Below are 26,173 nucleotides of genomic sequence, written 5' to 3'. Positions count from 1 at the left end.
CGCGACGACCGCACCTGGACCGCCGCCCCACCCGCGAGGGCTCATGCCGCTTGACAACAACATTGAGATTCCCAGTGCCCGGGCACCGCACGGTCCTCGACCTCGGCGGGGCGTTCGCTGATCATGATCATGTCGGGGATCCGGCCGCGTCTCTCGGCCTCACGGCGGTGGGGTTTGCGCATCGAGCGTCCGGTGCGCAGATGGGTGGTCAGCTCGCGCTTGAGCCCGCCGCGGGCCTGGACGTACAGCGACTGGTAGATCGTCTCGGGCGACACCCGCATCTCCGCATCGTCGGGGAAGTCCAGTTTGAGTCTGCCAGCGATCTGCTCGGGGCTCAGGTCCTGCTCCAAGCGCTCCTGGACCGCCCGGCGCAGCCGCAGGTTGGTGGCCAGCTTCGCGCTGCGCGCAGCGCTACGACCCCGATCGATCTTGGCCTGAGCCACCGAAGCCCGGTACCCGCGCCCGGTCTGGCCACGGGCCAGCTCACGGCTGATCGTGGCCGGGCTGCGACCGACGCGACGCGCGACCTCTCGCATCCCATGGCCGGCGTGGGTCAGCGCCGCGATCTCCTCCCGCTCGAACCACGACAGGTATCGGCCCACCGGCGGATTCACGGGAACAGGGTTCACCCCGCCAGCCTTGCTGAAGACCCGCTTCGCAGTGGTCGCCGACATGCCCGCCACGCGAGCAGCCGACTTCACCCCCAGACCAGAACGGATCGCCTCCCAGAACGGACGGTCCAACTCCCTGGGCCTCATCGGACGTGCCATAACGCAGCTCCTCAGTCATCTGAGGTGTTGCATCACTTCCTAGAACCCAGGGGGGAGATCTGGGCCGGGTCGGCGACTAGTCTCGGTGGGGTGAGCAACCCCGACCCGCGCCCCGACGAGGTCACCTGCACGCCCGGCCCGCCGGCGGGCGGCGTGGAGGTGCTCCCGGCTCGCGAGGTGCCGCTCGGCGGTCCCCGCGCCATGCTCGTACGCCGCACGCTCCCGCAGCGCTCGCGCTCGCTGGTCGGCGCGTGGTGCTTCGTCGACCACTACGGCCCCGACGACGTCGGCGCGACCGGGGGCATGAAGGTCACCCCGCACCCGCACACCGGCCTGCAGACCGTCAGCTGGCTCTTCACCGGCGAGATCGAGCACCGCGACAGCGCCGGGCACCACGCGGTGGTGCGCCCCGGCGAGCTGAACCTGATGACCGCCGGGCGGGGCATCAGCCACTCCGAGATCAGCACGACGACCACCGGCACCCTGCACGGCGTCCAGCTGTGGGTCGCGCTGCCCGACGCGACCAGGCACACCGAGCCGGGCTTCGAGCACCACGCCCCCGAGCCCGTCGAGGGCCCCGGCTGGCGGGGCCGGGTGTTCCTGGGCGAGCTCCTCGGCCAGCGCTCGCCGGTACGCACCCACACCCCGCTGGTGGGTGCCGAGATCGTGCTCGAGCCCGGCACCACGCTGCGCCTCGACGTGGACCAGACCCACGAGCACGGGGTCCTGGTCGACCTCGGCGCGCTGGAGGTCGACGGGGTCCCGGTGGCCACCCACGAGCTGGCCCACGTGCCGCTCGGCCGCGCCAGCACCACCCTGGTCGCCGGCGACGAGGAGGTGCGGCTGCTGCTGCTCGGCGGCACCCCGCTCGGCGAGTCGATCGTGATGTGGTGGAACTTCGTGGGCCGCACCCACGAGGAAGTCGTGGCCTTCCGCGAGGAGTGGCAGGCCCAGGTCGAGCGCGACGGCGAGGTGGTCGCGGACGCCCAGCAGGTCGCCCCCGGCCGGTTCGGCGTCGTCGCCGGCGACCACACCCGCCCCATCCCGGCGCCGCCGCTGCCCCACGCGCGGCTCAGGGAGCGCGGGTGAGCGGCCCGGTCGTCGGCGTCGACGACGACGTGCCGCGCTGCCCCTGGGCGGGCGCCGCGCCCAGCACGATGCGCGACTACCACGACGACGAGTGGGGCCGACCGGTCGAGGGCGAGAGCGCGCACCTCGAGCGGCTGACGCTGGAGGCCTTCCAGTCCGGGCTGTCGTGGTCGACGATCCTGGCCAAGCGGCCCGCCTTCCGCGAGGTCTTCGCGGGCTTCGACGCCGAGCGGGTCGCGGCGTACGACGCCGCCGACGTCGAGCGGCTGATGGCCGACGCGCGCATCGTCCGCAACCGCCGCAAGGTCGAGGCGGCGCTGGTCAACGCCGCCGCCACCGTGGAGCTGCGCGAGGACGGCGGGCTGGAGGCGCTGGTGCGCTCGCACGCGCCCGCGGTGCCGCCCGCCCCGGCCACGACCGCCGAGCAGCAGACCACCTCGCCCGAGTCGCTGGCGCTGAGCAAGGACCTCAAGCGCCGCGGCTTCGTCTTCGTCGGTCCGACGACGATGTTCGCGCTGATGGAGGCGATCGGGATCTTCGACCCGCACCTGGTGGGCTGTCATCGCCGGGCGCCGTCGGCCACACTGACCCGGTGCTCCTCGGACTGACCTGGCTGCTGGCCTGCCAGCTCGCCGGTGAGCTGGTCGTCGAGGCGACGGGGGTGCCGGTGCCCGGGCCGGTGGTCGGCATGGTGCTGCTGCTCGTGGTGCTGGTGCTGCGCGACCCGCCCGACGACAGCCCCGTGCACCGCACCGCCGACGCGGTCCTGCCGCACCTGCAGCTGCTCTTCGTGCCCGCCGGGGTCGGCATCGTGGCCTACGCCGGCGTGCTGCGTGACGACCCGGTCGCGGTCGTCGTCGCGCTGGTCGGCTCGTGGCTGGTGGGGCTGGGCGTCGTCGGCGTCCTGGCCGACCGGCTCGGGCGCCGCACCCGCGTCGTCGACGACCCCGCAGCCGGCGGGGGAGCCCCGTGAGCGGCACCGTGGACGCCGTGCTCGACCAGCCGCTGCTGTGGCTGGTGGTGACCCTGCTGGCCTACCAGCTCGGCCTGTGGCTGCGGGGGCGCACCGGGGCCCACCCGCTGGCCCAGCCGGTGCTCGTCGCGATCGTGGTCGTCGGGGCGCTGGTCGTGTTCCTCGACGTCGACTACGCGTCGTACGCCGAGGACACGGCGGTGATCACCTTCGTCCTCGGCCCGGCCACGGTGGCGCTCGCGGTCCCGCTGCACCGCCAGCTGGCCCGTCTGCGCGGCTTCGTGCTGCCGCTGCTGACCGCCGTCGTGGCGGGCGCCGCGGTGTCCGTGGCGGCCGCGGTGGGGCTGGTGCGGCTGCTGGGCGGCGACGAGCTGCTCGCGCGCAGCATGGCCCCCAAGGCCACGACCACCCCGGTCTCGATCGCGGTCTCCGAGACCCTCGGCGGCCTGCCGCCGCTGACCGCCGCGCTGACGATCACCGCCGGCATCCTCGGCGCCGTCGCCGGGCCCGGCGTGCTGGGCCTCCTGCGGGTGCGCGACCACCGCGCCCGGGGGCTCGCCGTCGGGTCGGCCTCCCACGGCATCGGCACCGGCCGGATGATCGTCGACCACCCGGTGGAGGGGGCGTTCTCGGGGCTGGCGATGGGGCTGACGGCGCTGGTCACGAGCGTCGTGGCGCCGCTCCTGGTCGCCCTGCTCCTCTGATCGGCAGGCCCTCTCGCGGACTCGCCCACCCGTCCGGTCGGGGGACGCTAGGTTCGTCGACCATGAGCGTGCACGCGTACACCGACGACGCCCTGGGCCACCTCGACGCCGTGGGCACCGTGGAGGCGCTGGCGGCCGGCGAGGTCGGCTCGGCCGAGGTGGTGGAGGCGGCGATCGCCCGCACCGAGGCCGTCGACACCGAGCTCGGGGCCGTGGCCTGGCGGGCCTGGGAGCGGGCCCGGGCCGAGGCGGCCGCCCCGCGCGGCGGGTTCTTCTCCGGTGTGCCGACCTTCCTCAAGGACAACGTCGACGTCGAGGGCATGCCCACCCTGCACGGCACCGACGCCTTCGTGGGGCGCCCGGCGCGCCGCGACGGCGACCTGACGCGGATGTACCTGGCCACCGGCCTGGTGGCCCTGGGCAAGACCCGGCTCTCCGAGCTCGGGTTCAGCGCTGCCGCGGAGCACCCGCGGCTGGGCCCGGTGCGCAACCCGTGGGACCCCGCCCGCACCGCGGGCGCCTCGTCGGCCGGCTCCGCGGCGCTGGTCGCCGCCGGCGCGGTGCCGATCGCGCACGCCAACGACGGCGGCGGCTCGATCCGCATCCCCGCGGCCGTCAACGGGCTGGTCGGCCTCAAGCCCACGCGGGGCCGGCTGGCCCAGGACGCGCTGCTGCGCCGGATGCCGGTGCGCATCGTCAGCGACGGCGTGCTGACCCGGTCGGTGCGCGACACCGCCGCCTTCCTCCGCGAGGCCGAGAAGGTCTACCGCGACCTGTCCCTGCCGCCCGTGGGCGACATCACCCGCGCCGGGCGCCAGCGCCTGCGCATCGGCGTCACCACGTCGGGCGCGGGGCGCGCCGCGACCCCCGAGGTCGCCGAGCAGACGCTGCGCACCGCCGCGCTGCTCGAGGAGCTGGGCCACCACGTCGAGGAGGTCGCGGCCCCAGCGCCGGCCTCGTTCGCCGACGACTTCCTGCTCTACTGGGCCTCCCTGGCCGCCGCGTCGCTCGTCGGCGGGCGCAGCCAGCACGGGCGCACCTTCGACCGCACCCGTCTCGACGAGCTCACCCACGGCCTGGGCGAGCACGTACGCCGCCACCTGGTGCGGCTGCCCGGCGCGGTGGCCCGGCTGCGCCGCACGCCCGGCGTCTCGGCCCGCTTCCACGAGCGCCACGACGTGCTGCTGACGCCCACCCTGGCCACGCCGACGCCGCGGGTCGGGCACCTGGCGCCGGGGCTGGGCTACGACACCGTCATCGAGCGCCTGCAGGAGTGGGTGGCCTTCACACCGTGGCACAACGCCACCGGCGACCCGGCCGTCTCGCTGCCCCTGGCGACCGACGCCGACGGGCTCCCGCTGGGGATGATGCTCAGCGCCGGGCACGGGCGCGAGGCGCTGCTCCTCGAGCTCTCGCTGGAGCTGGAGCAGGCACGTCCGTTCACGCATCTGGGCAGGTCAGAAGGGGTATGACCCAGGTCGGGCGCCCTCGATTTCCACTCCCCGGAGGGTGTGTGTAATCTTCTTCCGCGTTGCCCCTTTAGCTCAGTCGGCAGAGCGTCTCCATGGTAAGGAGAAGGTCTACGGTTCGATTCCGTAAAGGGGCTCTGGGAGAGGTTGGCCCGCCGGACTATCCTGGCGGGCGGACCCGGCCCCGTGGCGGGGTAGCTCAGGTGGTTAGAGCACACGACTCATAATCGTGGTGTCGCGGGTTCGAGTCCCGCTCCCGCTACTGCACCTGACGAGCGACACCTCAAGCACCCCGAACCGACCCAAGGACTTCCCCGTGGCCTCCAAGAGCTCCGACGTTCGCCCCAAGATCACTCTCGCCTGCACGGAGTGCAAGGAGCGCAACTACATCACCAAGAAGAACCGCCGCAACGACCCCGACCGTCTGGACCTGGCGAAGTTCTGCCCCCGGTGCCGTCAGCACACGACGCACCGCGAGACCCGCTGAGCCCAGCGGCTCACCAGCTCGTCGCGAGCGGCCCGTCCGGGACACCGGGCGGGCCGTTCGTCGTTCCCGCGTACTAGGTTGGAGTCATGGCGCTGGACCCCTCGCTCGTCGGCCGATCGTTCCCACCCACCCGGCCGTACGCCGTCACCGAGGAGCGGCTGCGCACGTTCGCGGCCGCCAGCGGTGCGACCTGGGAGGGCGGCCCGGCCCCGGCGACCTTCCCCATCGTGCTGGCCTTCGAGGCCATGAACGCCTTCCTCGAGGCCGAGCAGGTCGAGCTGCGCCGCATCGTGCACGGCGAGCAGCGCTTCGCCTACGAGCGGCCCGTGGTGCCGGGCGACGTGCTCACCACGACCCTGAGCGTCGCCTCGCTGCGCCAGATCGGCGGCAACGACATCATCGGCACCCGCAGCGAGGTCCACGACGAGACCGGGGCGCTGGTGTGCACCGCCGGCGCGACCCTGGTGCACCGGGCGGGGGAGCAGGCATGACCCACCTCGAGCCCGGCGCCGTCCTGGCCCCGCAGGAGTACGCCGTGACCCGCGCCGACCTGGTCGCCTACGCCGGCGCCAGCGGCGACCTCAACCCCATCCACTGGTCCGACCGGGTCGCCGCCCAGGTGGGCCTGCCCGGCGTGATCGCCCACGGCATGTACACCATGGCGCTGGCCGCCCGCGCGGTCGCGACCTGGACCCACGACGCGCCGGTGCTCGAGATCGGCTGCAAGTTCACGGCGCCCGTCGTGGTGCCCGACGACGACTCCGGCGTCGTCGTCGTGGTGGGCGGCAGCGTGAAGTCCGTCGAGGACGGCCGTGCCACCATCGCCCTCGAGGTCACCTGCGCGGGCCAGAAGGTGCTCGGGATGCCGCGCGCCGTGGTGGCGCTCGATGGCTGAGGCCGCCCCCGGTCCCACCCACCCGCGTCTCGCGGAGCGCACCACCCTCCGTCTGGGCGGGCCCGCCGCGCGCTGGGTGCGTGCGAGCACCGAGGCCGAGCTGGTCGCGGCGGTCGCCGACGCCGACGCCGCCGGCGAGCCCGTGCTGCTGCTGGGCGGCGGCAGCAACCTGGTGGTCGCCGACGAGGGCTTCGCGGGAACGGTGGTCGAGGTCGCCACCCGCGGGGTCGTGCCCGACGTCGACGCCGGCGGGGCCGACGCGGCCTGCGGCGGCGTCCTGGTGACGGTCGCGGCAGGGGAGGACTGGGACGGGTTCGTCGCGACCGCCGTCGATCGCGGCTGGGTCGGGGTCGAGGCGCTCTCCGGCATCCCCGGCAGCGTGGGTGCCACGCCGGTGCAGAACGTCGGCGCCTACGGCCAGGAGGTCGCCCAGACGATCGCGTCGGTGCGCACCTACGACCGGCGCGACCAGCAGGTCCGCACCCTGGCCAACGGCGACTGCGACTTCTCCTACCGCCACTCCCGCTTCAAGGCCGAGCCCGGACGCCACGTGGTGCTCTCGGTGACCTTCCAGCTCGCCACCGGCACCCTGGCCGCGCCCGTGCGCTACGGCGAGCTCTCGCGGGTGCTCGGGGTCGAGGCCGGGCAGCGGGCACCGCTGCGCGCGGTCCGCGAGGCGGTCCTGGGGCTGCGTGCCGGCAAGGGCATGGTCCTCGACGCCGACGACCACGACACCTGGAGCGCGGGCTCCTTCTTCACCAACCCCGTCGTCGACGCCGACGCGCTCCCCGAGGGCGCCCCGGCGTGGGAGCAGCCCGACGGCCGCGTCAAGACCAGCGCCGCGTGGCTGATCGAGCACGCCGGCTTCGGGCGGGGGTACGGCGCCGACGTCGGCACCGGGCGTGCCCGGCTCTCGAGCAAGCACACCCTGGCCCTGACCAACCGCGGCGAGGCGAGCACCAGTGACCTGCTGGCCCTGGCCCGTCACGTGCGCGACGGCGTGCAGGAGCGCTTCGGCGTGCGCCTGGTCAACGAGCCGGTGCTGCTCGGCTGCGACCTCGACCCCCACCACCACGAGGACGACGACGCCTGAGGCTCGCGCTCGTCCCCGGTCGGGCCCTCGGTCAGGCGGTGGAGACCCCGACCACCAGCAGCCCCACGACGAGCACCCCGGCCAGCAGGCCCAGAGCCAGCAGCACGGTCGAGACGATGCCCAGCACCATGCCGGCGCCGGCCTCGCTGGCGCCGGTGTAGTGCTGCGGGGCCGCCTCGATCTCGCGCTTGGCCTTGCGGCCGGTGAACCAGGCGAAGGGGCCCGCCAGGAGCGGCAGCCCACAGATCATGCCGCCCGCCAGCGACACGATGCCCAGCACCAGGGCGGTGTTCGCCTGGGGGTGCATGGTGGCCGCCTGGCCCGGCAGGGGCTGGCCCTGCGGGTAGTACGGCTGCCCGTAGCCCTGCCCGTAGCCCTGCTCGTAGCCCTGGCCCTGCGGCGGGTACGCCGGGGGCGGGTACGGCGACCCGTGCGGGTCCTGCCCGTACGGCGGCGGGCTCGAGGGGCTCGAGGGGCTCGAGGGGCTGGAGGGGGTCGTGTCGTCCGGGTCCCGATCAGTCACGGCGTCATCCTCTCACCGTGCGGCCCGGGAGCCGCCAGCCACGCGTCGATGTCGGCCAGGGCCTGCTCGCGCACGTCGGAGGGGGCTCGCGAGCCGCGCAGCGACATCCGGGCCAGCTCGGCCAGGGTGGCGTCGTCGAGGTCGTGCGCGGCGCGCATCGTGGCGTACTGCCCGGCCAGGCGCGATCCGAAGAGCAGCGGGTCGTCGGCGCCCAGCGCGACCTGGGCGCCGCCCTCGAGCAGCGTCGGCAGCGGCACCGAGGTCAGGTCGGAGTAGACCCCGAGGGCGACGTTGGAGACCGGGCAGACCTCCAGGGTCACGCCGGCGGCCGCGACCCGGTTCAGCAGGGCCGGGTCCTCCGCGACCCGCACGCCGTGCCCGAGCCGGTCGGCGTGCAGCTCGTCGAGGCAGGTGCGCGCGTGCTCGGGCCCGCGCAGCTCACCGCCGTGCGGAGCCAGGACCAGGTCGGCGCGGCGCGCGATGCGGAACGCCGCGGCGAAGTCCGTGGTGGTGCCGCGCCGCTCGTCGTTGGAGAGCCCGAAGCCGACCACTCCCCGCCCGGCGTACTGCGCCGCGAGCCGGGCCAGCGTGCGGGCGTCGAGCGGGTGCCGGGTGCGGTTGGCCGCGACCAGCACCCCGATGCCCAGCCCGGTCTCGCGCGAGGCCTGGGCCACGGCGTCGAGGACCAGGTCGGTGAAGGCGGTCGCGCCGCCGAAGCGCGCGGCGTAGCCGCTGGGGTCGACCTGGATCTCCAGCCACCGCCCGCCGTCGGCGACGTCGTCCTCGGCGGCCTCGCGCACCAGGCGGCGTACGTCGTCCTCGGTGCGCAGCACCGAGCGGGCCACGTCGTAGAGGCGCTGGAAGCGGAACCAGCCCTTCTCGTCGGCCGCGCTGAGCCTCGGCGGCCACTGGTCGACCAGCGAGTCGGGCAGTGCCACCTCGTCCCGCTCGGCCAGCTCCAGCAGCGTCTCGTGGCGCATCGAGCCGGTGAAGTGCAGGTGCAGGTGGGCCTTCGGCAGTCGGTGCAGGTCACGCAACGTCTGGTCCTGGGTGGGCTCCCGGCGTCTCGTCCATCCCCCCACCCTAGGGGCCGCCGACGTGCCGGTCGCCGGGGCCGGTTTGGACGGGGCCGGGGCCTTCCCCGTAGACTCCTGGATTGGTGGATTCCCCACATGCTTCGGCATGCCCGGGTGCCACCGGAGGGCACTAGCTCAACTGGCAGAGCATCGGTCTCCAAAACCGAAGGTTGGGGGTTCAAGTCCCTCGTGCCCTGCAGGACATCTGGTCGGTGAGGCCGGACGGACGAGCGAAGGAATGGTGACGGCGTGTCGGACAGCAAGCCGGTCCGCGACGGCGAGAAGGCCGAGCGCACGAACCCGGTGACGTTCTACCGACAGGTGGTCGCCGAGCTCCGCAAGGTCGTCTGGCCCACCCAGGAGCAGCTGGTCACGTACTTCATCGTGGTCATGGTCTTCGTCCTGGTGATGATGGCGATCATCTCGGCCCTCGACCTCGGTCTGGGGCGCTTGGCGTTCTTCGTCTTCACCGGTCAGTCCGAGTAGTGGCCGCAGCCGCGACGGTGACCCGTCGTGGCCACGGCCCCCCGCGACCGGCGCACGCCGGCGCAGGCAATTGAGCACAGCAACGTGATGGAGCAGCGCGTGACGGAGCAGTACGACTCGGTCGAGACCGAGGAGACGGAGACGTCGGAGAACCCCGAGGTCGACCCGGTGGAGCCGGTGTCGCACCCGGAGGCCGACGAGGCCGTCGACGGTGCCGTCGACGACAGCGCCGCCCAGGCGGTCGCTGACGCCGAGGCCGACGAGGCGGAGGTGGCCGACGAGGCCGAGGACGGCCCCGAGCCCGAGGAGGACGCCGACGACCCGCTCGAGGCGTTCCGCCGCGAGCTGTGGGCCAAGCCGGGCGACTGGTTCGTCGTGCACACCTACTCCGGCATGGAGAACCGGGTGAAGTCGAACCTGGAGAACCGCATCATCTCCCTCAACATGGAGGACTACATCCACGAGATCGTGGTCCCCACCGAGGAGGTCGCGGAGATCAAGAACGGCCAGCGCAAGATGGTCAAGCGCACCGTCCTGCCCGGCTACGTCCTGGTCCGCATGGACCTGACCGACGAGTCCTGGTCGGCCGTGCGGCACACGCCGTCGGTGACCGGCTTCGTGGGCAACTCCCACCAGCCCGTCCCGCTCACCATGCGTGAGGTCGAGGACATGCTGGCCCCCGCCGTCGTGGCCCGCGCCGAGGCCGAGGCCGTCGCCTCCGGCACCGTCGCGCCCGGCTCGCCGACCACCGCCAAGAAGCCCGTCGAGGTCGCCGACTTCGAGGTCTCCGACTCGGTCATGGTCGTCGACGGCCCGTTCGCGACGCTGCACGCCACGATCACCGAGATCAACGCCGAGGCCCAGCGGGTCAAGGCGTTGGTCGAGATCTTCGGCCGCGAGACGCCGGTCGAGCTCAGCTTCAGCCAGATCCAGCGGGTCTGAGGCACCTCCCCGCCCGGTCCGATTGGGCCGGCGGGGCCCGCGCGCCGCACAATGGTGGGCGCGACACGCAACACGCAGGTGGCAGAGGGCCCAGCCCGCCCTCGTCATGACCACGAGAGAGAAAGAGAACCAGCTTCATGCCTCCCAAGAAGAAGATCGCCGCACTGGTCAAGGTGCAGCTGCAGGCCGGCGCCGCGACGCCCGCCCCGCCGGTCGGTACGGCCCTGGGCCCCCACGGCGTCAACATCATGGACTTCTGCAAGGCCTACAACGCGCAGACCGAGTCCATGCGCGGCAACGTGATCCCCGTCGAGATCACCATCTACGAGGACCGGTCCTTCACCTTCATCACGAAGACCCCGCCGGCCGCCGAGCTGATCAAGAAGGCCGCCGGTCTGCAGAAGGGCTCGGGCGTCCCGCACAAGGAGAAGGTCGGCAAGCTGACCAAGGACCAGGTGCGCGAGATCGCCCAGACCAAGCTGCCCGACCTCAACGCGAACAACATCGACGCCGCGATGAAGATCGTCGAGGGCACCGCCCGCTCCATGGGCATCACCACCGACTGACCGACCCGTCGTCGCACGCCGCACCCGCCTCGCGCGGGTCGGCGTACCGCACCTGTGGCAGGGCCGCGCTGGCCCACCTGACCACACCTGGACCAAGAAGAGAGAGACCAGACATGCAGCGCAGCAAGACCTACCGCGCGGCCGCGGAGCAGTTCGACCAGGACGAGCTCCACGCCCCGCTGTCCGCGATCAAGATCGCCAAGACCACCAGCAAGAAGAAGTTCGACGAGACCGTCGACGTGGTCATGCGCCTCGGCGTCGACCCCCGCAAGGCCGACCAGATGGTGCGCGGCACCGTCAACCTGCCCCACGGCACCGGCAAGACCGCCCGCGTCCTGGTCTTCGCCAACGGCGACAAGGCCGAGGCGGCCCGCGAGGCCGGCGCCGACGAGGTCGGCGGCGACGAGCTGATCGAGAAGGTCAACGGCGGCTACCTCAACTTCGACGCCGTCGTGGCCACCCCCGACATGATGGGCAAGGTCGGCCGTCTGGGTCGCGTGCTGGGCCCCCGCGGCCTGATGCCGAACCCGAAGACCGGCACCGTGACGCCGGACGTGGCCAAGGCCGTGTCCGACATCAAGGGCGGCAAGATCGAGTTCCGCGTCGACCGCCACGCCAACCTGCACTTCATCATCGGCAAGGCCTCCTTCGGCGAGACCCAGCTGGCCGAGAACTACGCCGCCGCCCTCGAGGAGGTGCTGCGGCTCAAGCCCGCCAGCTCCAAGGGCCGCTACATCAAGAAGGTCACCGTCTCCACGACGATGGGCCCCGGCGTGCAGGTCGACCCCAACCGCACCAAGAACGTCGCGTCCGAGGACGAGGCCCAGGCCTGATCGCCTGAGCCCCCTTCGTACGCCGAAGGCCCGGTCCCTGCTCGACAGGGACCGGGCCTTCGTGCGTCGTGCGGGACCTCAGCCGGCGCGCAGCTGCTCGGCCGCGGCCAGCGCCACGCAGGTGGCCACCCCGGCCATGGCGGTCTCGACCTGCTCCAGCGGCGGGAAGGTCGGCGCGAGCCGGATGTTGCGGTCCCGCGGGTCCTGGCCGTGCGGGAACGAGGCGCCGGCGGGGGTCAGGGCGATCCCGGCCTCCTTGGCCAGCTCGACCACCCGGGTGGCGGTGCCGTCGAGCACGTCGAGGTTGACGAAGTAGCCGCCGGTGGGGCGGGTCCACTCGGCGACCTCGAGGCCCTCGAGGCCGTCGGTGAGCGCGGCGTCGACGGCCGCGAACTTCGGCGCGATGAGCGCGCGGTGCCGGCGCATGTGCGCGCGCACGCCCTCGGCGTCGCCGAAGAGCTGCACGTGGCGCAGCTGGTTGACCTTGTCGGGCCCGATCGAGGCCATCGACAGGTGGCGCAGGAACCAGGCCCTGTTGGCCTCCGACGTCGCCATGAACGCCACGCCGGCGCCGGCCCAGGTGATCTTGGAGGTCGAGGCGAACATGACCGGCCGGTCGGGGTGACCGGCCGCGGCCGCCAGACCGAGCGCGTCGGCGCTGCGCACCTCCTCGTCGCCCAGGTGGTGCAGCGCGTAGGCGTTGTCCCAGAAGACCCGGAAGTCGGGGGCGGCGGTCGGCATCGACATCAGCGCCTGCGCCACCTCGGGGGAGACCACCGAGCCCGTCGGGTTGGCGTAGGTCGGCACGACCCACATGCCCTTGACCGCGGGGTCGTCGGCCACCAGCGCGGCGACCGCCTCGACGTCGGGGCCGTCCTCGTGCATCGGCACGCTGAGCATCTCGATGCCCAGGTCGGCCAGCATCGAGAAGTGCCGGTCGTAGCCGGGCACCGGGCAGACGAACTTGACGACCGGCTCGTCCTTCCAGGCCCGCTCGGAGCCCGGCCCGCCCCACAGCAGCAGGAAGGTCAGGGCCTGGTGCATCATCGTCAGGCTCGAGTTGCCGCCGGCGAGCAGCTGCGCCGGCTCGACCTCCAGCAGCTCGGCGAAGATCTCCCGCAGCTCGGGCAGGCCCTCCAGGCCGCCGTAGTTGCGCACGTCGGTGCCGCTGCGGTCGGTGGTCGAGGTGGGCAGCCCCAGCAGCGCGTCGGAGAGGTCCAGCTGGTCGCTGGCCGGCTTGCCCCGGGTGAGGTCGAGTCGCAGGCCGCGCGCCTGCAGGGCGGTGTAGGCCTCCTGCCGGGCGGCCAGGAAGGTCGCGAGCTCGTCGGCGGACAGGGAGCGGAGCGGCGGACGCGGAGTCATGGGGACGATCCTGCCAGCCCAGCCGCGACGAGCCGATTTGGTCCGGCTCGCGTGGACGGCGTACTGTCCTGCTCGTAACCAGAGACCGCCGGTCGTCGCGCCACGCACGTGGGGTGACCGAAGGCTCCGAGTGATCGGGCGACCCGCGCAGGAGTACAGAGCCCCCCGTCTCGACGGGGTCCACGCCCTGAGCCTGCGCTCGGGGCGTTCGTCGTCTCGGGCCAGGCCCACCGGACCACGGTCTCACCGTCCGGAAGGAGACCCATGGCGCGGCCAGACAAGCAGGCAGCCGTCGCAGAGATCGTTGAGCAGTTCAACACCTCTGCTGGCGCTGTGCTGACCGACTACCGCGGTCTCACCGTGAAGGAGCTGCAGGACCTGCGGCGCTCCCTCGGCGAGAACGCCAACTACGCCGTGGTCAAGAACACGCTCGCCAAGATCGCCGCCAACCAGGTGGGCATCTCCGGCTTCGACGACATCCTGGTCGGCCCCACCGCCATCGCCTTCATCGAGGGTGACGTGGTCGAGGCCGCCAAGGGTCTGCGTGACTTTGCCAAGGCCAACCCCGCCCTGATCATCAAGGGCGGCATCCTGGACGGCAGCCCGCTCTCCGCGCAGGAGGTGGCCAAGCTGGCCGACCTCGAGTCGCGCGAGGTCCTCATGGGCAAGCTGGCCGGCGCGATGCTCGCGTCGCTCCAGAACGCCGTCTCCCTGTTCCAGGCCCCGATCGCCCAGGTCGCCCGTCTCGCGGGTGCGCTGGAGTCGAAGGCCGAGCAGGACCCCTCGATCCTCGCAGGTGGTGCCGGCACCCCGGCCGCCGCCGAGGAGGCCCCGGCTGCGGCCGAGGCCCCCGCCGACGAGGCCCCCGCTGCGGCGGAGACCTCCGACGAGGGCGACACCGCCGAGGCCTGAGCCAGTCGGCTCAGCACGGCAGCACACCACCTGAAACCCGGCCGATCCGCACCTGATCGGGTGCCGGCCACCTAACGGAAGGAACCGCCACCATGGCGAAGCTCAGCACCGACGAGCTCCTCGACGCGTTCAAGGAGATGACCCTCATCGAGCTCTCCGAGTTCGTGAAGCAGTTCGAGGAGACCTTCGACGTCACCGCCGCCGCCCCGGTCGCCGTTGCCGCCGCCCCCGCCGCCGGCGGTGCCGCCGGTGGCGAGGAGGCCGCTGCGCAGGACGAGTTCGACGTCGTCCTCGAGGCCGCTGGTGACAAGAAGATCAACGTCATCAAGGAGGTGCGCGCCCTCACCTCGCTCGGCCTGAAGGAGGCCAAGGAGCTGGTCGAGGCCGCCCCCAAGGCGATCCTGGAGAAGGTCGACAAGGCTGCGGCCGAGAAGGCCAAGGAGGCGCTCGAGGGCGCCGGCGCCACCGTCACCCTCAAGTGACGAACGCTCGCTGAACCCGACGACCCCCGTCGACCTCACGGTCGACGGGGGTCGTTGCATTTGCGCAGGTCGCGCGCGGTGAGCCCGCCGATGAGGTGAAGTCCGGGCGCGCGGTGACGGGTTGGTCTCGAAACCCGGCGCGCGAGTGACGGACGTGACAATAATGCGTAACCTCACGGCGCAGGCAGCGTTGTTACTCGTGAGTGTGAGCCGGTCCGGGCTCGGGCACGGGCACGACGAGCGCAGACCGCGAAGGGGAGCACGGCATGGGCGTGGAGATCGAGGTCAACGACTTGACCAAGTCGTTCGGCAAGCAGCTGATCTGGGGCGACGTGTCGCTGACGATCCCCGCGGGTGAGATCTGCGTGATGCTGGGTCCTTCGGGCACCGGCAAGTCGGTCTTCCTCAAGACGCTGATCGGGCTGCTCAAGCCCGACCGCGGCTCCATCATCATCGAGGGCACCGACATCGCCTCGTGCTCCGAGCGCGAGCTCTACGAGATCCGCAAGCTCTTCGGCGTGCTGTTCCAGGACGGCGCGATGTTCGGCTCGATGAACCTCTACGACAACATCGCCTTCCCGCTGCGCGAGCACACCAAGAAGAGCGAGTCGGAGATCCGGGCCATCGTGATGGAGAAGCTCGACCTGACCGGCCTGATCGGCACCGAGCAGAAGCTGCCCGGCGAGATCTCGGGCGGCATGCGCAAGCGCGCCGGCCTGGCGCGCGCGCTGGTCCTCGACCCCGAGATCGTGCTCTTCGACGAGCCCGACTCGGGCCTCGACCCGGTGCGCACCTCGTTCCTCAACCAGCTCATCGTCGACCTCAACGCCCAGATCGACGCCACGTTCCTGATCGTCACCCACGACATCAACACCGCCCGCACGGTGCCCGACAACATCGGCCTGCTCTACCACAAGCACCTGGCCATGTTCGGCCCCCGCGAGATGCTGCTGAGCTCGGAGGAGCCGGTCGTGCGCCAGTTCCTCAACGCCCAGAAGATCGGGCCGATCGGCATGTCGGAGGAGAAGGACGCCGACGAGCTGGCCGCCGAGTCCGACCAGGAGCTGCCGCCGCTGCCGCCGATCCCGATGCAGCTCGAGCCCTCCAACGGCATCGCGCGCCGCTCGCAGCGCGAGCCCGGCGCGTGGTGCCGCGAGCAGGGCATCACCCCGCCGCCCGGCTCCTTCGAGGACAACGTGTCCATGGCGCCCGGGGCCTGAGGGGGACCTGAGACACGTGGCATCTTCAACGGCGACCCGGGTCCTGGCGCCCGTCGGGGCCGCAGGCAACCTCTTCGCCTTCGCCCTCGACGTGGGGCGTGGGCTCTTCCGTCGTCCCTTCCAGCTGCGCGAGTTCATCCAGCAGGCCTGGTTCATCGCGTCGGTCACCATCATCCCCACGGCCCTGGTCGCGATCCCCTTCGGCGCGGTCATCGCGCTGCAGGTCGGCGGCCTGATCAAGCAGTTCGGCGCCCAGTCGTTCACCGGCTCGGCCTCGGTGCTCGCGGTGGTCCAGCAGGCGGCCCCGATCGGCACCGCCCTGCTGATCGCCGGCGCGGGCGGCTCGGCGATCGCCGCCGACCTCGGCGCCCGCAAGATCCGAGAAGAGCTCGACGCCATGATGGTGCTGGGCATCGACCCGATCCAGCGTCTGGTGGTGCCCCGGGTCCTCGCGGCGATGCTGGTCGCGGTCTTCCTCAACGGCCTGGTCAGCGTGGTGGGCGTGGCCGGCGGCTACGTCTTCAACGTCGGCCTGCAGGGCGGCACGCCGGGCGCCTACATCGCCAGCTTCACCGCCCTGGCCCAGCTGCCCGACCTGTGGGTGGGCCTGCTCAAGGCCCTGGTCTTCGGCATGATCGCCGCCATCGTCGCGGCCTACAAGGGCATGAACGCCAACGGCGGCCCCAAGGGCGTGGGCGACGCGGTGAACGAGTCCGTGGTCATCACCTTCGTCCTCCTGTTCATCGTCAACTTCGTCCTGAGTGCGATCTACCTCCAGGTCGTCCCCCCGAAGACGGGCTGAGGCAGATGGCAAGCATCAAGTCGGTCTACACCAAGCCCGCCGGGGCGCTCGACCGCCTCGGCGAGGAGCTGGCGTTCTACATCCGCGCCCTGATGGCCTCCCCGCGCTCGATCAAGCGCTACCCCCGGGAGATCCTGCGGATCCTCGCCGAGGTCACGCTCGGCTCGGGGGCGCTGGCGGTCATCGGCGGCACCGTCGGGGTCATCCTCGCGATGACGTTCTTCACCGGCGCCCAGGTCGGCCTCTCGGGCTACGCCGCGCTCGACCAGCTGGGCACGGCGCCGTTCGCCGGGTTCGTCTCGGCCTACTTCAACACCCGTGAGATCGCCCCGCTCGTGGCCGGCATCGCCCTGGCCGCGACCGTCGGCTGCGGCTTCACCGCCCAGCTGGGCGCCATGCGCATCTCCGAGGAGGTCGACGCCCTCGAGGTGATGGCGATCCCCTCGATGCCGTTCCTGGTGACCACCCGCATCGTCGGGGGCCTGATCGCCATCATCCCGCTCTACGTGGTCGGGCTGCTGTCCTCCTACTTCGCGACCCGGCTGACCGTGACCCAGTTCTTCGGGCAGAGCGCGGGCACCTACGACCACTACTTCAACCAGTTCCTGCCACCGGGCGACGTGCTGTGGTCCTTCGGCAAGGTGCTGGTCTTCGCGGTCGCGGTGATCCTGATCCACTGCTACCACGGCTACAACGCCGGCGGCGGTCCCGCCGGCGTGGGGGTCGCGGTCGGCCGTGCGGTGCGCACCAGCATCGTGGCGGTCAACGTGATCGACCTGTTCCTGTCCATGGCCATCTGGGGCTCCAGCACCACCGTGCGGTTGGCGGGTTGAGACGATGATCCTTCGACAGTTCAAGCTCCTGGGCATCGTCTTCCTGGCGATGCTCGTCGGCGGCGCGTGGCTGACCTACGCGATCTTCACCAAGAAGTTCGTCGACTACGACGAGGTGACCCTGCAGAGCTCGCGCATCGGCCTGCAGCTGCCCGAGCGCGCCGACGTCAAGATCCGCGGCGTCATCGTGGGCGAGGTGCTCGACTACGAGCCCACCGAGGCGGGTGCCGACATCACCCTGGGCCTCTACCCCGAGGAGATCGGGACGATCCCCGCCGGGGTCACCGGCTCGATCGTGCCCAAGACGCTCTTCGGCGAGAAGTACGTCGCCCTGGTCGTGGAGGGCGACGACGTCAGCGGGCCCAGCATCGAGGCCGGCGACGTCATCGACCGCACCGAGGTCGCGACCGAGGTCGAGAAGGTGCTATCAGACCTCAACCCCCTGCTGCGCACCGTGCAGCCGGCCGAGCTCAACATGACCCTCAACGCGCTGGCCACCGCGCTCGAGGGGCGCGGCGACCAGCTCGGCGACAACCTCGAGACGCTCGACTCCTACCTCAAGCGCTTCAACCCCCAGCTGCCGGGCGCGATCGAGGACCTGCGGCTGACCGCCGAGGTCTCCGACATCTACGCCGACGTGCTGCCCGAGGTGGGCCAGATCCTGCGCGACCAGGTCACCACCCTGGGCACGCTGGAGGAGCAGTCCGACACGCTCAACGCGCTGTTCCGCGACGTCAGCGCCTTCTCGGGCAGCGCGCGCAGCTTCCTGGCCGAGAACGAGCAGAACCTGGTGCGCCTCGGCGAGGTCTCCGAGCCGCAGGTGCGCCTGCTGGCCAAGTACTCACCGCAGTTCACCTGCCTGACGCGGGGCATCGTCAACGCCGGCAAGCTGCAGGCCGAGGCGTTCCGCAACTTCACCCTGCACATCGTGCTGGAGACCCTGCCCAACCAGCCGCGCGGCTACACCGCCGCCGACCAGCCGCGCTACGGCGAGGACCGCGGTCCCAGCTGCCTCAACCTGCCCACCCCGCCCGGAAGCCAGGAGAACCCCAACCAGGTGCAGCCCGACATGGACGACGGCGTCGACGAGCCGACGGGCAAGGGGACCAGCCGGGTGGCGCCGGGCTTCGGCTACGAGCAGGGCTACGCCGGCAGCACCGCCGAGAGCGAGCTGCTCAAGTCGCTGCTGGCCCCCGGCATGGGCGTGAGCACCGGCGACGTGCCCGACCTGGGTGCGTTGCTCCTGGCCCCGATGGCGCGTGGCGCGGAGGTGAGCCTGCGATGAGCAAGGTCCTCGACACCCAGACCTTCAGCGCCCTGGTCAAGCTGCTGGTCTTCGTGCTGGTCACGCTCCTGGCGACCGGCGTGCTGATCATCACGATCGGCAACATCTCCTTCGCCGACTCCCGGGAGTACAAGGCCGAGTTCGTCGACGCCACCGGCGTCGTCTCGGGCGACGACGTGCGCGTCGCGGGGGTCAAGGTCGGCACCGTCACGGACGTGGAGGTCGTCGACCGCACCCGGGCGCTGGTCAGCTTCGACCTCGAGGAGGCGGTCAGCCTCACCGAGTCGAGCCGGGCCTCGATCCGCTACCGCAACCTGGTCGGGCAGCGCTACATCTCGCTGACCCAGCAGGTGGGCGAGACGACGGCCCTCGAGGAGGGCGAGACGATCGACGTCTCGAACACCTCGCCGGCGCTCGACCTGACCGTGCTCTTCAACGGCTTCAAGCCGCTCTTCCAGGCGCTCTCGCCGGCCGACGTCAACAAGCTGTCCTACGAGGTCGTGCAGGTCTTCCAGGGCGAGGGCGGCACGCTCGAGAGCCTCCTGGCCAGCACCGCCTCGGTGACCAGCACGCTCGCCGACCGCGACGAGCTGATCAGCGACCTGATCAGCAACCTCGACCAGGTCCTCGACAACATCGCCGACCGCGACGACCAGCTCAGCGACCTGATCGTGAACTTCCGGACCCTGGTCAAGGGGCTCAAGCAGGACCGCGGCGCGATCCTCGGCTCGCTGGAGCAGATCTCGCTGCTCTCCGAGCAGACCTCGGACCTCGTGGGCGGCATCCGCCAGCCCTTCACCAACGACGTCAAGCAGCTGCGCCGCCTGGCCGGCAACATCAACCGCAACAAGGGCGAGCTCGACCGGGCCCTGCAGGTGCTGCCGATCAAGCTCGAGAAGGTCGGCCGGACCGCGATCTACGGCAGCTACTTCAACTTCTTCCTCTGCGGCTTCGAGGGACGGGTCCGGCTGCCCGGTGGCAGCCCGGTCCCGGTGAACTTCAACACCGGTGCGGAGAGGTGTGACCTCGGATGATCCCCTTCCGTGAGCGGAACCCCGTGATCGTGGGGCTGGTGAGCATGAGCGTGCTCGCCGTCCTCCTGGTCGCGGCGTTCCGGGCCCAGGACCTGCCGCTGATCGGTGGAGGCGACACCTACTACGCCGAGTTCTCCGAGGCCGGTGGCCTGCAGCCCGACGACGAGGTCCGCATCGCCGGTGTGCGCGTGGGCCAGGTCAAGAGCATCGAGCTGGCCGACGGCGTCGTGCGGGTGGCCTTCCAGGTCAAGACCGACTCCGGCTTCGGCCCCGACAGCCGCGCCGACATCAAGGTCAAGACGCTGCTGGGCTCGATGTACGTCTCGGTGGACCCGGCCGGCTCGGGGCAGCTGGAGGAGGGCGCGACGATCCCGGTCGAGCGCACGTCCTCCCCGTTCGACGTGGTCGAGGCCTTCGAGGGCCTCGCCGACACCGCGGGGCAGATCGACACCGACCAGCTCGCGCGCTCGTTGACCACCCTGGCCGACCTGACCCGCAACACGCCCGAGGAGTTCCGCGCCGCCCTCGACGGCGTCTCGCGGCTCTCGACCAACATCGCGGCCAAGAACGAGGAGATCGGCAGCCTGCTCACCAACCTCGAGCGGGTCTCGACCGTGCTCGACGACCGTGACGACGACCTCGTCGACCTGATGCAGGACGCCGACGTCCTCTTCGGTGCCCTGGTGGCGCGACGCGACCAGATCCACCGCCTGCTGGTCTCGACCAGCGAGCTCTCCCGCGAGCTGACCCGCCTGGTGCGCGACACCCGCAGCGACCTGCGCCCGGCCCTCGAGGAGCTCGAGGAGGTGCTGGCGGTGCTGAACAAGAACGAGGACAACATCGACGACAGCATCCGGCTGATGGCGCCGTTCTACCGCGTCTTCGCCAACACCCTGGGCAACGGGCCGTGGTTCGACACCTACATCCAGAACTTCCCGCCGATCCCCGAGGTCCTCAACGGAGGTGGCATCTCGTGAGCGCCGTCCGCCGCTTCGCCGCGCCGCTGGTCATCGTGGCCCTGCTGCTCGCCGCCGCGCTGACCTTCCTCGGCGGTGAGGACCCCAAGATGCTGACCGCACAGTTCCCGCGCACCGTCTCGGTCTACGAGGGCTCCGACGTGCGGGTCCTGGGCGTGCCGGTGGGCCAGGTCGAGACCGTGGTGCCCTCCGGCACCGAGGTCGTGGTGACGATGTCCTACGACGCCGACGTGCAGGTGCCGGCCGACGCCAGCGCCGTGATCATCGCGCCGTCGATCGTGGGCGACCGCTACATCCAGCTGACCCCGGTCTACGAGGAGGGCGACGAGCTCGCGGAGGGCGAGATCCTGGGCGTCGACCGCACCTCGGTCCCGCTCGAGCTCGACGACATCTACGCCAGCCTCGACCGTCTCAACGTGGCGCTGGGCCCCGAGGGCGCCAACAAGAACGGTGCGCTCAACGACCTGCTGCAGGTCACCGCCGAGAACTTCGGTGGCCAGGGCGCGGCGTTCAACCAGACGATCGGCGACTTCAGCCGGCTCTCGGAGACCCTCGACGACAACAAGGACGAGCTGTTCTCCTCGCTCAGCGAGGTGCAGGCGTTCGTCAGCACCCTGGCCGAGAACGACACCACGGTGCGCCAGTTCAACCGTTCGCTGGCCGACGTCTCCGAGCTGCTGGCCGGTGAGCGCGACGAGCTCGCCGGCTCGCTGGCCAACCTGTCGACGGCCCTGGGCGAGGTCAACGACTTCGTCAAGACCAACCGCGACGTGCTGGGGCGCGACATCAAGGGCCTGAACCGGGTCGCGAAGGTGCTGGTCAAGCAGCGCAACAACCTCGACGAGGTGCTCGGCGTGGCGCCCCTGGCGCTCAACAACCTGTACCTGACCTACAACCCGCAGGCCGGCACCCTCGACACCAACGCCAACATCGGCAACATCGAGAGCCAGCTCGTGAACGACCCCGCGCTCCTGCTGTGCACCGTGGTCAACTCCGTCGACCCCACCGGCGGCCTGTGCGACCTGGTGCAGGACACGCTGCCCCGGCCCGGCGCGCTCGACGCCCTGCGCGGCTCCGGTGCCGGCGCCGCACCTGCCGCCGACCCGTTCGACCCGACCCTGGGTGGTCTCGTGGAGGTGACCCGCTGATGCGCCGGACCCGACTCGTGCTGGCGATGGTGGCGGCCTCGCTCACCCTGAGCGCCTGCGACTTCGACGTCTACCAGCTGCCGCTGCCCGGCGGCACCGACACGGGCGACGACCCGATCACGGTGACCGTGCAGTTCCGCGACGTCCTCGACCTGGTCCCCAAGTCGACGGTCAAGCTCAACGAGGTCGACGTGGGGAAGGTGACCGACATCGAGCTCGACGGCACCGTCGCCGAGGTCACCCTCGAGCTGCGCAATGACACCGACCTGCCCGACGAGCCGCTGGCCGAGATCCGCCAGACCAGCCTGCTCGGCGAGAAGTTCGTCTCGCTCTCGGCCCCCGCCGACGGTGGCAGCGGAGAGCTCGGTGACGGCGACGTGATCCCGCTCGACCGCACGGGTCGCAACCCGGAGGTCGAGGAGGTCCTGGGCGCGCTCAGCCTGGTCCTCAACGGCGGCGGCGTGGCCCAGCTCAAGACCATCACCCAGGAGCTCAACCTGGCCCTGGAGGGCCGCGAGGACGCCGCGAAGTCGGTGCTGACCCAGGTCGACACCCTCGTGGGCACCCTCGACGACAACAAGGCCGACATCGTCGACGCCATCGCGCGGCTCAACGACCTCGCGCTCGCGGTCCGGGGCCAGCAGGACGACATCAACCTGGCCCTCGACGAGCTGCCGACCGCCCTGGTCTCCCTGGACCGCCAGCGCGAGGACCTGGTCAGCATGCTCCAGGCGCTCGACCGGCTCGGCGACGTGGGCGTGCGGGTGATCCGCCGGACCAAGCAGGACACCATCGCCACCCTCACCCAGCTGCAGCCGGTGCTGACCGAGCTGGCCGACTCCGGCGACGCCTTCGTCAAGGCGTTCAACGTGTTCCTGACCTACCCGTTCGTCGACGAGGTCGTGGGGCGCGACCCGCAGGTCGCGCGCAACCTGCACATGGGCGACTACACCAACCTCGACATCCAGCTCGAGATCGACCTGTCCGGCGGCATCACCGGCATCCCGACCGAGCTGCCCACGGTGCTGCCGACCGACCTCGACCCGACCAAGCTCCTCGGCGACGTGGCCGCGTGCCTGCAGAGCGGCAGCCTGACCTCGGACGCCTGCCAGAAGGTGCTCGCGACCCCCGAGAAGCTGCTGAGGCTGCAGGAGGTCTGCCTGAAGAAGAAGAACAAGAAGACCGTGGTCTGCCAGATCATCAACGCCAACCTGCCCGGCCTGCCGAACCTCGGCGGCGGCGGCGGCGGTGGCGGTGAGGGTGGTGGGGGCCTGCCCGAGCTGCCCATCGTCGGGGGCCTGCTGCGCCCCGGCTTCGACCCCGAGCGCGGCCCGACGATGGCCGAGCTCGCCGCGATCTACGACGAGGACCTCGTGACCCTGCTCGTGCCCGGGATGGTGGCCCGATGATCACCCGCCGCACCAAGCTCCAGCTGATGGTCTTCGTGATCATCACGCTCGTGGGCGTCTCCTACGTCGGGGCGCGCTACGCCCAGCTCGACCGGCTGTTCTACGACAGCTCCTACACCGTGGTCGCGCACCTCGAGCGCTCCGGCGGCATCTTCGCCGGCGGCGAGGTCACCTACCGGGGCGTGGGCGTGGGCCGGGTCGACAAGCTCGAGCTCACCGACGAGGGCGTCGACGCCTACCTCTCGATCGAGAACGACTACGACTCGATCCCCGCCGAGACCCTGGCGGTGGTCGGCAACCGGTCCGCGGTCGGCGAGCAGTACGTCGAGCTGCAGCCGAAGGTGGAGACCGAGCCCTACCTCGAGCAGGGCTCCGAGATCGCGCTCGAGGACACCCGCACCCCCATCGCGACCGAGGTGCTGCTCGAGAACCTCTCGACCACCGTCGGCTCGGTCGACCGGGGTGCGCTGCGCACCACGGTCAGCGAGCTGGGGGAGGCCTTCGCCGGCACGGGGGAGGACCTGCAGCGCATCATCGACACCGGCAACTCCTTCATCGAGACCGCCAACGACAACTTCGACGTCACCACCGCGCTGATCCGCGACGCCAACGTCGTCCTCAACGGCCAGATCGCCTCCGAGAGCGCGATCCGCACCTTCGCCGACCAGCTCGCGCTCTTCTCCGGCACCCTGGCCGAGGCCGACCCCGACCTGCGCCGCCTGATCGCCAACGGCTCGCCCGCCGCGGTGCAGCTGCGCGGCCTCATCGAGGACAACCGGGTCGAGCTCGGCAGCCTCGTCAACAACCTCGTCACCACCGGTGAGGTCGTGGTGCGCCACCTCGACGGCATCGAGCAGCTGCTGGTGATCTACCCCTACGTCGTCGAGGGCGGCTTCACCGTCGTCTCGAAGTCCCCCGACACCGGGCTCTACGACGCGCACTTCGGGCTGATCATCACCGACACCCCGATCTGCCACGACGGCTACCAGAGCACCGACACGCGTCCGCCGCAGAACGGCGAGAACCGCCCGATGAACGAGGACGCGCGCTGCGCGGAGCCGCCGGCGCAGAGCAACGCGCGAGGCGCCCAGAACGTCTACCCCCGCCCCGCGGCGTCCTTCGACCCGTCGTCGGTGGTGGCCTCCTTCGACCCGGACTCCGGCGAGCTGACCTGGGGCGAGCGCCCCCCGGCGGCGTTGTCGGCACCGGGTAGCGTGGCCCCGCCCACGCTCGGTAAGGAGTCCTGGAAGTGGTTGTTCCTCCAGCCGCTCGTCGCCGACCGGTGACGAACGACGCCCCGACGACCGAGCGGTCCCGCACCGCCTCGCCCGGCTTCCGGCTCGCCCTGGCCGGGCTGCTGTCCGTGCTCCTGGTGAGCGGTGTGGTGGTGGTCGGCTACGTGGTGGCCACCCGCAGCTCCAGCACCGACGGCAACCTCGTCGAGCGGGTCTCCAACGTCGCGCAGGGCCGCAACGAGATCCAGGACGAGCGCGAGCGCGTCATGGACGTGGCCAGCCAGTTCATGCTCAGGGTCAACACCTACGGCCCCGACCTCCTCGACGACGACGGCCAGATGCCCGAGTGGCGCGAGCTGGTCACCGACCTCATCACCGCCAAGTTCCGCACCGACTTCGAGGAGCAGGCCGGCACGGCCGAGCAGCTGGTCGCCCAGAGCGGCGTCCGGCGCACCAGCGAGGTCTACGCGGTCGGGGTCTCGACGATGGACGCCGACTCCGCCACCGCGCTGGTGGCCGGCCAGTTCACCAACGCGATCGCCCAGGGCGACGAGGACCCCGTGGAGAGCCCGCCGGCGCAGTTCCGGGTGCGGGTCGAGCTGGTCGAGGTCGGCGGCGAGTGGCAGGTCGACGCCTTCGACCAGGTCACCGGCGGCGCAGCCGCGCCGAGCGGGACCACCGAGGAGCCGGCGCCCGGCGACGACAGCGACGGGGGAGAGCAGTGAGCACCACGGGGGCCAGCTGGTACGACGTGCTCGGCGTCGAGCGCGGCGCGAGCACCGAGGAGGTGCGTGCCGCGTGGCGCTCGGGGATCGCCGACCTCGACCCCAGCGAGCGCCGCTTCCGCCTGCTGAACCAGGCCGCGGAGGTGCTGCTCGACCCCGAGCGGCGCGCCGAGCACGACGCGGCCCTCGCCGCCGACGAGCCCGCCGACGAGCCGGCCCCTGCGCCGACCGCGACGCCGACCGCGACGGCGAGCCGGCTGCCGCTGGTGCCCGGCTGGGCGCTCGTGGTGCTCGTGGTGCTGGCCGTTCTCTCGGTGGGCGCGGCGGCGCTGGTGTGGGCCCAGCCCAACGAGCGCGTGGTGGCCTCGGCGAGCGGCGGCAACGAGATCGAGGAGTCGGCCGAGCAGGCCCGCGCCGTGGCCGAGCGCGCCGTCGGCCCGGTGCTCTCCTACGACTACCGCTCCTTCGACGAGTCCACCGCCGCGGCGCGCTCCTACATGACTCCCGCCTACCAGGAGGAGTACGACAAGCTGGTCGCCGCCCTCGAGCCGAACCTCGAGGAGGTCCAGCCGGTCGTGGAGGTCGACGTCGTCGACTCGGCGGTGGTGCGCACCGGCGCCGACCGCGTCGACGTGCTCGTCTTCGTCAACCGTCCGACCCTGCGCAAGGGCATGGACGAGCCGGAGGTCTACAAGGACCAGGTCACGCTGCGAATGGTGCGTGAGGACGGCCGCTGGCTGGTCGGTGCCCTGTCCACCAACCAGCTGCAGGAGTGAGCCGGCCCCGGCGAGGGTGCTTGACCCCGCCCGGCGCAAGGCTCATCATCTTGGGGACATCCATCGT

Annotated in this window: 29 protein-coding genes, 3 tRNA genes and 1 pseudogene; 29 read left to right on the top strand and 4 right to left on the bottom strand. The window is 71.6% G+C overall.

Annotated elements, in window-relative coordinates; all coding sequences use genetic code 11:
- Nucleotides 1-68 precede the first annotated feature (68 nt).
- Nucleotides 69-674, bottom strand: a pseudogene (locus tag ABKW28_RS05785) (IS30 family transposase); the annotation flags it as partial.
- A gap of 186 nt (nucleotides 675-860) precedes the next feature.
- Between ABKW28_RS05785 and ABKW28_RS05780 the strand changes: the two are divergent.
- The 11 genes from ABKW28_RS05780 to ABKW28_RS05730 all read left to right on the top strand — a co-directional run bounded on the left by ABKW28_RS05780 (nucleotide 861) and on the right by ABKW28_RS05730 (nucleotide 7,480).
- Complete coding sequence (locus ABKW28_RS05780) at nucleotides 861-1,859, top strand: pirin family protein (RefSeq protein WP_348607161.1); 999 nt, start codon at nucleotides 861-863, stop codon at nucleotides 1,857-1,859.
- A complete protein-coding gene (locus ABKW28_RS05775) occupies nucleotides 1,856-2,467 on the top strand; it encodes a DNA-3-methyladenine glycosylase I (protein WP_307823007.1) in 612 nt (203 codons plus the stop codon). The genes ABKW28_RS05780 and ABKW28_RS05775 overlap by 4 nt, the downstream gene beginning before the upstream one ends.
- A complete protein-coding gene (locus ABKW28_RS05770; RefSeq protein ID WP_348607158.1) occupies nucleotides 2,452-2,832 on the top strand; it encodes a CidA/LrgA family protein in 381 nt (126 codons plus the stop codon). The genes ABKW28_RS05775 and ABKW28_RS05770 overlap by 16 nt, the downstream gene beginning before the upstream one ends.
- The gene (locus tag ABKW28_RS05765; protein WP_348607156.1) at nucleotides 2,829-3,536 is read left to right on the top strand and encodes an LrgB family protein; all 708 of its coding nucleotides are present in this window, start codon (nucleotides 2,829-2,831) and stop codon (nucleotides 3,534-3,536) included. Before ABKW28_RS05770 ends, ABKW28_RS05765 begins: the two co-directional genes overlap by 4 nt.
- 62 nt (nucleotides 3,537-3,598) lie before the next feature.
- A complete protein-coding gene (locus ABKW28_RS05760; RefSeq protein ID WP_348607153.1) occupies nucleotides 3,599-5,008 on the top strand; it encodes an amidase in 1,410 nt (469 codons plus the stop codon).
- 61 nt (nucleotides 5,009-5,069) lie between these two features.
- A tRNA-Thr gene (locus ABKW28_RS05755) sits at nucleotides 5,070-5,142 on the top strand.
- Between the two features lie 51 nt (nucleotides 5,143-5,193).
- Nucleotides 5,194-5,267, top strand: a tRNA-Met gene (locus ABKW28_RS05750).
- A gap of 54 nt (nucleotides 5,268-5,321) precedes the next feature.
- Nucleotides 5,322-5,492 carry a 50S ribosomal protein L33 gene (gene rpmG, locus ABKW28_RS05745; protein WP_179614404.1) on the top strand — a complete coding sequence of 57 codons (171 nt, stop codon included), beginning with the start codon at nucleotides 5,322-5,324 and terminating at the stop codon, nucleotides 5,490-5,492.
- Nucleotides 5,493-5,578: 86 nt separating this feature from the next.
- Nucleotides 5,579-5,983: a MaoC family dehydratase N-terminal domain-containing protein gene (locus tag ABKW28_RS05740; protein ID WP_193668665.1), complete on the top strand. Its 405-nt coding sequence runs from the start codon at nucleotides 5,579-5,581 to the stop codon at nucleotides 5,981-5,983.
- Nucleotides 5,980-6,387, top strand: coding sequence for a MaoC/PaaZ C-terminal domain-containing protein (locus tag ABKW28_RS05735; RefSeq protein WP_193668664.1), 408 nt, complete (start codon nucleotides 5,980-5,982; stop codon nucleotides 6,385-6,387). Before ABKW28_RS05740 ends, ABKW28_RS05735 begins: the two co-directional genes overlap by 4 nt.
- A complete protein-coding gene (locus ABKW28_RS05730) occupies nucleotides 6,380-7,480 on the top strand; it encodes a UDP-N-acetylmuramate dehydrogenase (protein WP_348607151.1) in 1,101 nt (366 codons plus the stop codon). Before ABKW28_RS05735 ends, ABKW28_RS05730 begins: the two co-directional genes overlap by 8 nt.
- A gap of 31 nt (nucleotides 7,481-7,511) precedes the next feature.
- Here the strand turns inward: ABKW28_RS05730 and ABKW28_RS05725 are convergent, their stop codons facing one another.
- Together ABKW28_RS05725 and ABKW28_RS05720 are read right to left on the bottom strand one after the other, a co-directional pair.
- The gene (locus ABKW28_RS05725; RefSeq protein WP_348607148.1) at nucleotides 7,512-8,003 is read right to left on the bottom strand and encodes a DUF4190 domain-containing protein; all 492 of its coding nucleotides are present in this window, start codon (nucleotides 8,001-8,003) and stop codon (nucleotides 7,512-7,514) included.
- Nucleotides 8,000-9,040, bottom strand: coding sequence for an adenosine deaminase (locus ABKW28_RS05720; RefSeq protein WP_348607146.1), 1,041 nt, complete (start codon nucleotides 9,038-9,040; stop codon nucleotides 8,000-8,002). The genes ABKW28_RS05725 and ABKW28_RS05720 overlap by 4 nt, the downstream gene beginning before the upstream one ends.
- Before the next feature lie 163 nt (nucleotides 9,041-9,203).
- Here ABKW28_RS05720 and ABKW28_RS05715 point away from each other — a divergent pair.
- The 5 genes from ABKW28_RS05715 (at nucleotide 9,204) to rplA (ending at nucleotide 11,906) form a co-directional block, all read left to right on the top strand.
- Nucleotides 9,204-9,276: transfer RNA gene (locus ABKW28_RS05715), tRNA-Trp, on the top strand.
- Nucleotides 9,277-9,328: 52 nt separating this feature from the next.
- Entirely contained in the window at nucleotides 9,329-9,565 is a 237-nt protein-coding gene (secE, locus tag ABKW28_RS05710; protein ID WP_193668661.1) for a preprotein translocase subunit SecE, read from the top strand.
- 87 nt (nucleotides 9,566-9,652) lie between these two features.
- Entirely contained in the window at nucleotides 9,653-10,507 is an 855-nt protein-coding gene (gene nusG / locus ABKW28_RS05705; RefSeq protein ID WP_348607164.1) for a transcription termination/antitermination protein NusG, read from the top strand.
- A gap of 137 nt (nucleotides 10,508-10,644) precedes the next feature.
- Nucleotides 10,645-11,073 (top strand): 50S ribosomal protein L11, encoded by a 429-nt coding sequence (rplK, locus tag ABKW28_RS05700; protein ID WP_193668660.1) that lies wholly within the window; start codon nucleotides 10,645-10,647, stop codon nucleotides 11,071-11,073.
- Between the two features lie 113 nt (nucleotides 11,074-11,186).
- Nucleotides 11,187-11,906 carry a 50S ribosomal protein L1 gene (rplA, locus tag ABKW28_RS05695; protein WP_193668659.1) on the top strand — a complete coding sequence of 240 codons (720 nt, stop codon included), beginning with the start codon at nucleotides 11,187-11,189 and terminating at the stop codon, nucleotides 11,904-11,906.
- Between the two features lie 78 nt (nucleotides 11,907-11,984).
- Here the strand turns inward: rplA and ABKW28_RS05690 are convergent, their stop codons facing one another.
- Nucleotides 11,985-13,268, bottom strand: a complete 1,284-nt coding sequence (locus ABKW28_RS05690) for an aminotransferase class I/II-fold pyridoxal phosphate-dependent enzyme (protein ID WP_348607143.1) — start codon at nucleotides 13,266-13,268, stop codon at nucleotides 11,985-11,987.
- A 264-nt stretch (nucleotides 13,269-13,532) separates the two neighbouring features.
- Here ABKW28_RS05690 and rplJ point away from each other — a divergent pair, with 264 nt between their 5' ends.
- From rplJ to ABKW28_RS05625, 13 genes are all read left to right on the top strand, one after another.
- Entirely contained in the window at nucleotides 13,533-14,180 is a 648-nt protein-coding gene (rplJ, locus tag ABKW28_RS05685) for a 50S ribosomal protein L10 (protein ID WP_179614394.1), read from the top strand.
- Between the two features lie 92 nt (nucleotides 14,181-14,272).
- Nucleotides 14,273-14,662 (top strand): 50S ribosomal protein L7/L12, encoded by a 390-nt coding sequence (rplL, locus tag ABKW28_RS05680; RefSeq protein WP_193668657.1) that lies wholly within the window; start codon nucleotides 14,273-14,275, stop codon nucleotides 14,660-14,662.
- Between the two features lie 266 nt (nucleotides 14,663-14,928).
- Nucleotides 14,929-15,882, top strand: a complete 954-nt coding sequence (locus ABKW28_RS05675) for an ABC transporter ATP-binding protein (protein WP_193668656.1) — start codon at nucleotides 14,929-14,931, stop codon at nucleotides 15,880-15,882.
- Between the two features lie 16 nt (nucleotides 15,883-15,898).
- Nucleotides 15,899-16,684, top strand: a complete 786-nt coding sequence (locus tag ABKW28_RS05670) for an ABC transporter permease (protein WP_193668655.1) — start codon at nucleotides 15,899-15,901, stop codon at nucleotides 16,682-16,684.
- A 5-nt stretch (nucleotides 16,685-16,689) separates the two neighbouring features.
- The gene (locus ABKW28_RS05665; RefSeq protein WP_193668654.1) at nucleotides 16,690-17,517 is read left to right on the top strand and encodes an ABC transporter permease; all 828 of its coding nucleotides are present in this window, start codon (nucleotides 16,690-16,692) and stop codon (nucleotides 17,515-17,517) included.
- Nucleotides 17,518-17,521: 4 nt separating this feature from the next.
- Nucleotides 17,522-18,802: an MCE family protein gene (locus ABKW28_RS05660; RefSeq protein ID WP_348607140.1), complete on the top strand. Its 1,281-nt coding sequence runs from the start codon at nucleotides 17,522-17,524 to the stop codon at nucleotides 18,800-18,802.
- Nucleotides 18,799-19,836, top strand: coding sequence for an MCE family protein (locus ABKW28_RS05655; protein ID WP_348607137.1), 1,038 nt, complete (start codon nucleotides 18,799-18,801; stop codon nucleotides 19,834-19,836). The genes ABKW28_RS05660 and ABKW28_RS05655 overlap by 4 nt, the downstream gene beginning before the upstream one ends.
- On the top strand, nucleotides 19,833-20,813 hold the full coding sequence (locus ABKW28_RS05650; RefSeq protein ID WP_348607135.1) for an MCE family protein: 981 nt from the start codon (nucleotides 19,833-19,835) through the stop codon (nucleotides 20,811-20,813). The genes ABKW28_RS05655 and ABKW28_RS05650 overlap by 4 nt, the downstream gene beginning before the upstream one ends.
- Nucleotides 20,810-21,961: an MCE family protein gene (locus tag ABKW28_RS05645; RefSeq protein WP_307823008.1), complete on the top strand. Its 1,152-nt coding sequence runs from the start codon at nucleotides 20,810-20,812 to the stop codon at nucleotides 21,959-21,961. The genes ABKW28_RS05650 and ABKW28_RS05645 overlap by 4 nt, the downstream gene beginning before the upstream one ends.
- The gene (locus tag ABKW28_RS05640; protein ID WP_348607132.1) at nucleotides 21,961-23,370 is read left to right on the top strand and encodes an MCE family protein; all 1,410 of its coding nucleotides are present in this window, start codon (nucleotides 21,961-21,963) and stop codon (nucleotides 23,368-23,370) included. The genes ABKW28_RS05645 and ABKW28_RS05640 overlap by 1 nt, the downstream gene beginning before the upstream one ends.
- On the top strand, nucleotides 23,367-24,656 hold the full coding sequence (locus ABKW28_RS05635) for an MlaD family protein (protein ID WP_193668648.1): 1,290 nt from the start codon (nucleotides 23,367-23,369) through the stop codon (nucleotides 24,654-24,656). The genes ABKW28_RS05640 and ABKW28_RS05635 overlap by 4 nt, the downstream gene beginning before the upstream one ends.
- Nucleotides 24,653-25,330 (top strand): hypothetical protein, encoded by a 678-nt coding sequence (locus ABKW28_RS05630; protein WP_193668647.1) that lies wholly within the window; start codon nucleotides 24,653-24,655, stop codon nucleotides 25,328-25,330. The genes ABKW28_RS05635 and ABKW28_RS05630 overlap by 4 nt, the downstream gene beginning before the upstream one ends.
- Entirely contained in the window at nucleotides 25,327-26,106 is a 780-nt protein-coding gene (locus tag ABKW28_RS05625) for a DnaJ domain-containing protein (protein ID WP_348607130.1), read from the top strand. The genes ABKW28_RS05630 and ABKW28_RS05625 overlap by 4 nt, the downstream gene beginning before the upstream one ends.
- Nucleotides 26,107-26,173 lie beyond the last annotated feature (67 nt).

Source organism: Nocardioides sp. 31GB23, from assembly GCF_040012395.1.
In the GTDB taxonomy this organism is placed as follows: domain Bacteria; phylum Actinomycetota; class Actinomycetes; order Propionibacteriales; family Nocardioidaceae; genus Nocardioides; species Nocardioides salarius.
Note: the sequence above shows the minus strand (reverse complement) of the source record. Positions and strands in the feature narration are given on the sequence as shown.

Bases quoted from the DNA above. Each gene is read 5' to 3' on its own strand.
- ABKW28_RS05760 (WP_348607153.1), top strand. From the start codon at position 3,599: ATGAGCGTGCACGCGTACACCGACGACGCCCTGGGCCACCTCGACGCC.
- ABKW28_RS05740 (WP_193668665.1), top strand. From the start codon at position 5,579: ATGGCGCTGGACCCCTCGCTCGTCGGCCGATCGTTCCCACCCACCCGG.
- ABKW28_RS05735 (WP_193668664.1), top strand. From the start codon at position 5,980: ATGACCCACCTCGAGCCCGGCGCCGTCCTGGCCCCGCAGGAGTACGCC.
- ABKW28_RS05730 (WP_348607151.1), top strand. From the start codon at position 6,380: ATGGCTGAGGCCGCCCCCGGTCCCACCCACCCGCGTCTCGCGGAGCGC.
- nusG (WP_348607164.1), top strand. From the start codon at position 9,653: ATGGAGCAGCGCGTGACGGAGCAGTACGACTCGGTCGAGACCGAGGAG.
- rplK (WP_193668660.1), top strand. From the start codon at position 10,645: ATGCCTCCCAAGAAGAAGATCGCCGCACTGGTCAAGGTGCAGCTGCAG.
- rplA (WP_193668659.1), top strand. From the start codon at position 11,187: ATGCAGCGCAGCAAGACCTACCGCGCGGCCGCGGAGCAGTTCGACCAG.
- ABKW28_RS05690 (WP_348607143.1), bottom strand. From the start codon at position 13,268: ATGACTCCGCGTCCGCCGCTCCGCTCCCTGTCCGCCGACGAGCTCGCG.
- rplJ (WP_179614394.1), top strand. From the start codon at position 13,533: ATGGCGCGGCCAGACAAGCAGGCAGCCGTCGCAGAGATCGTTGAGCAG.
- rplL (WP_193668657.1), top strand. From the start codon at position 14,273: ATGGCGAAGCTCAGCACCGACGAGCTCCTCGACGCGTTCAAGGAGATG.
- ABKW28_RS05675 (WP_193668656.1), top strand. From the start codon at position 14,929: ATGGGCGTGGAGATCGAGGTCAACGACTTGACCAAGTCGTTCGGCAAG.
- ABKW28_RS05665 (WP_193668654.1), top strand. From the start codon at position 16,690: ATGGCAAGCATCAAGTCGGTCTACACCAAGCCCGCCGGGGCGCTCGAC.
- ABKW28_RS05660 (WP_348607140.1), top strand. From the start codon at position 17,522: ATGATCCTTCGACAGTTCAAGCTCCTGGGCATCGTCTTCCTGGCGATG.
- ABKW28_RS05655 (WP_348607137.1), top strand. From the start codon at position 18,799: ATGAGCAAGGTCCTCGACACCCAGACCTTCAGCGCCCTGGTCAAGCTG.
- ABKW28_RS05650 (WP_348607135.1), top strand. From the start codon at position 19,833: ATGATCCCCTTCCGTGAGCGGAACCCCGTGATCGTGGGGCTGGTGAGC.
- ABKW28_RS05640 (WP_348607132.1), top strand. From the start codon at position 21,961: ATGCGCCGGACCCGACTCGTGCTGGCGATGGTGGCGGCCTCGCTCACC.
- ABKW28_RS05635 (WP_193668648.1), top strand. From the start codon at position 23,367: ATGATCACCCGCCGCACCAAGCTCCAGCTGATGGTCTTCGTGATCATC.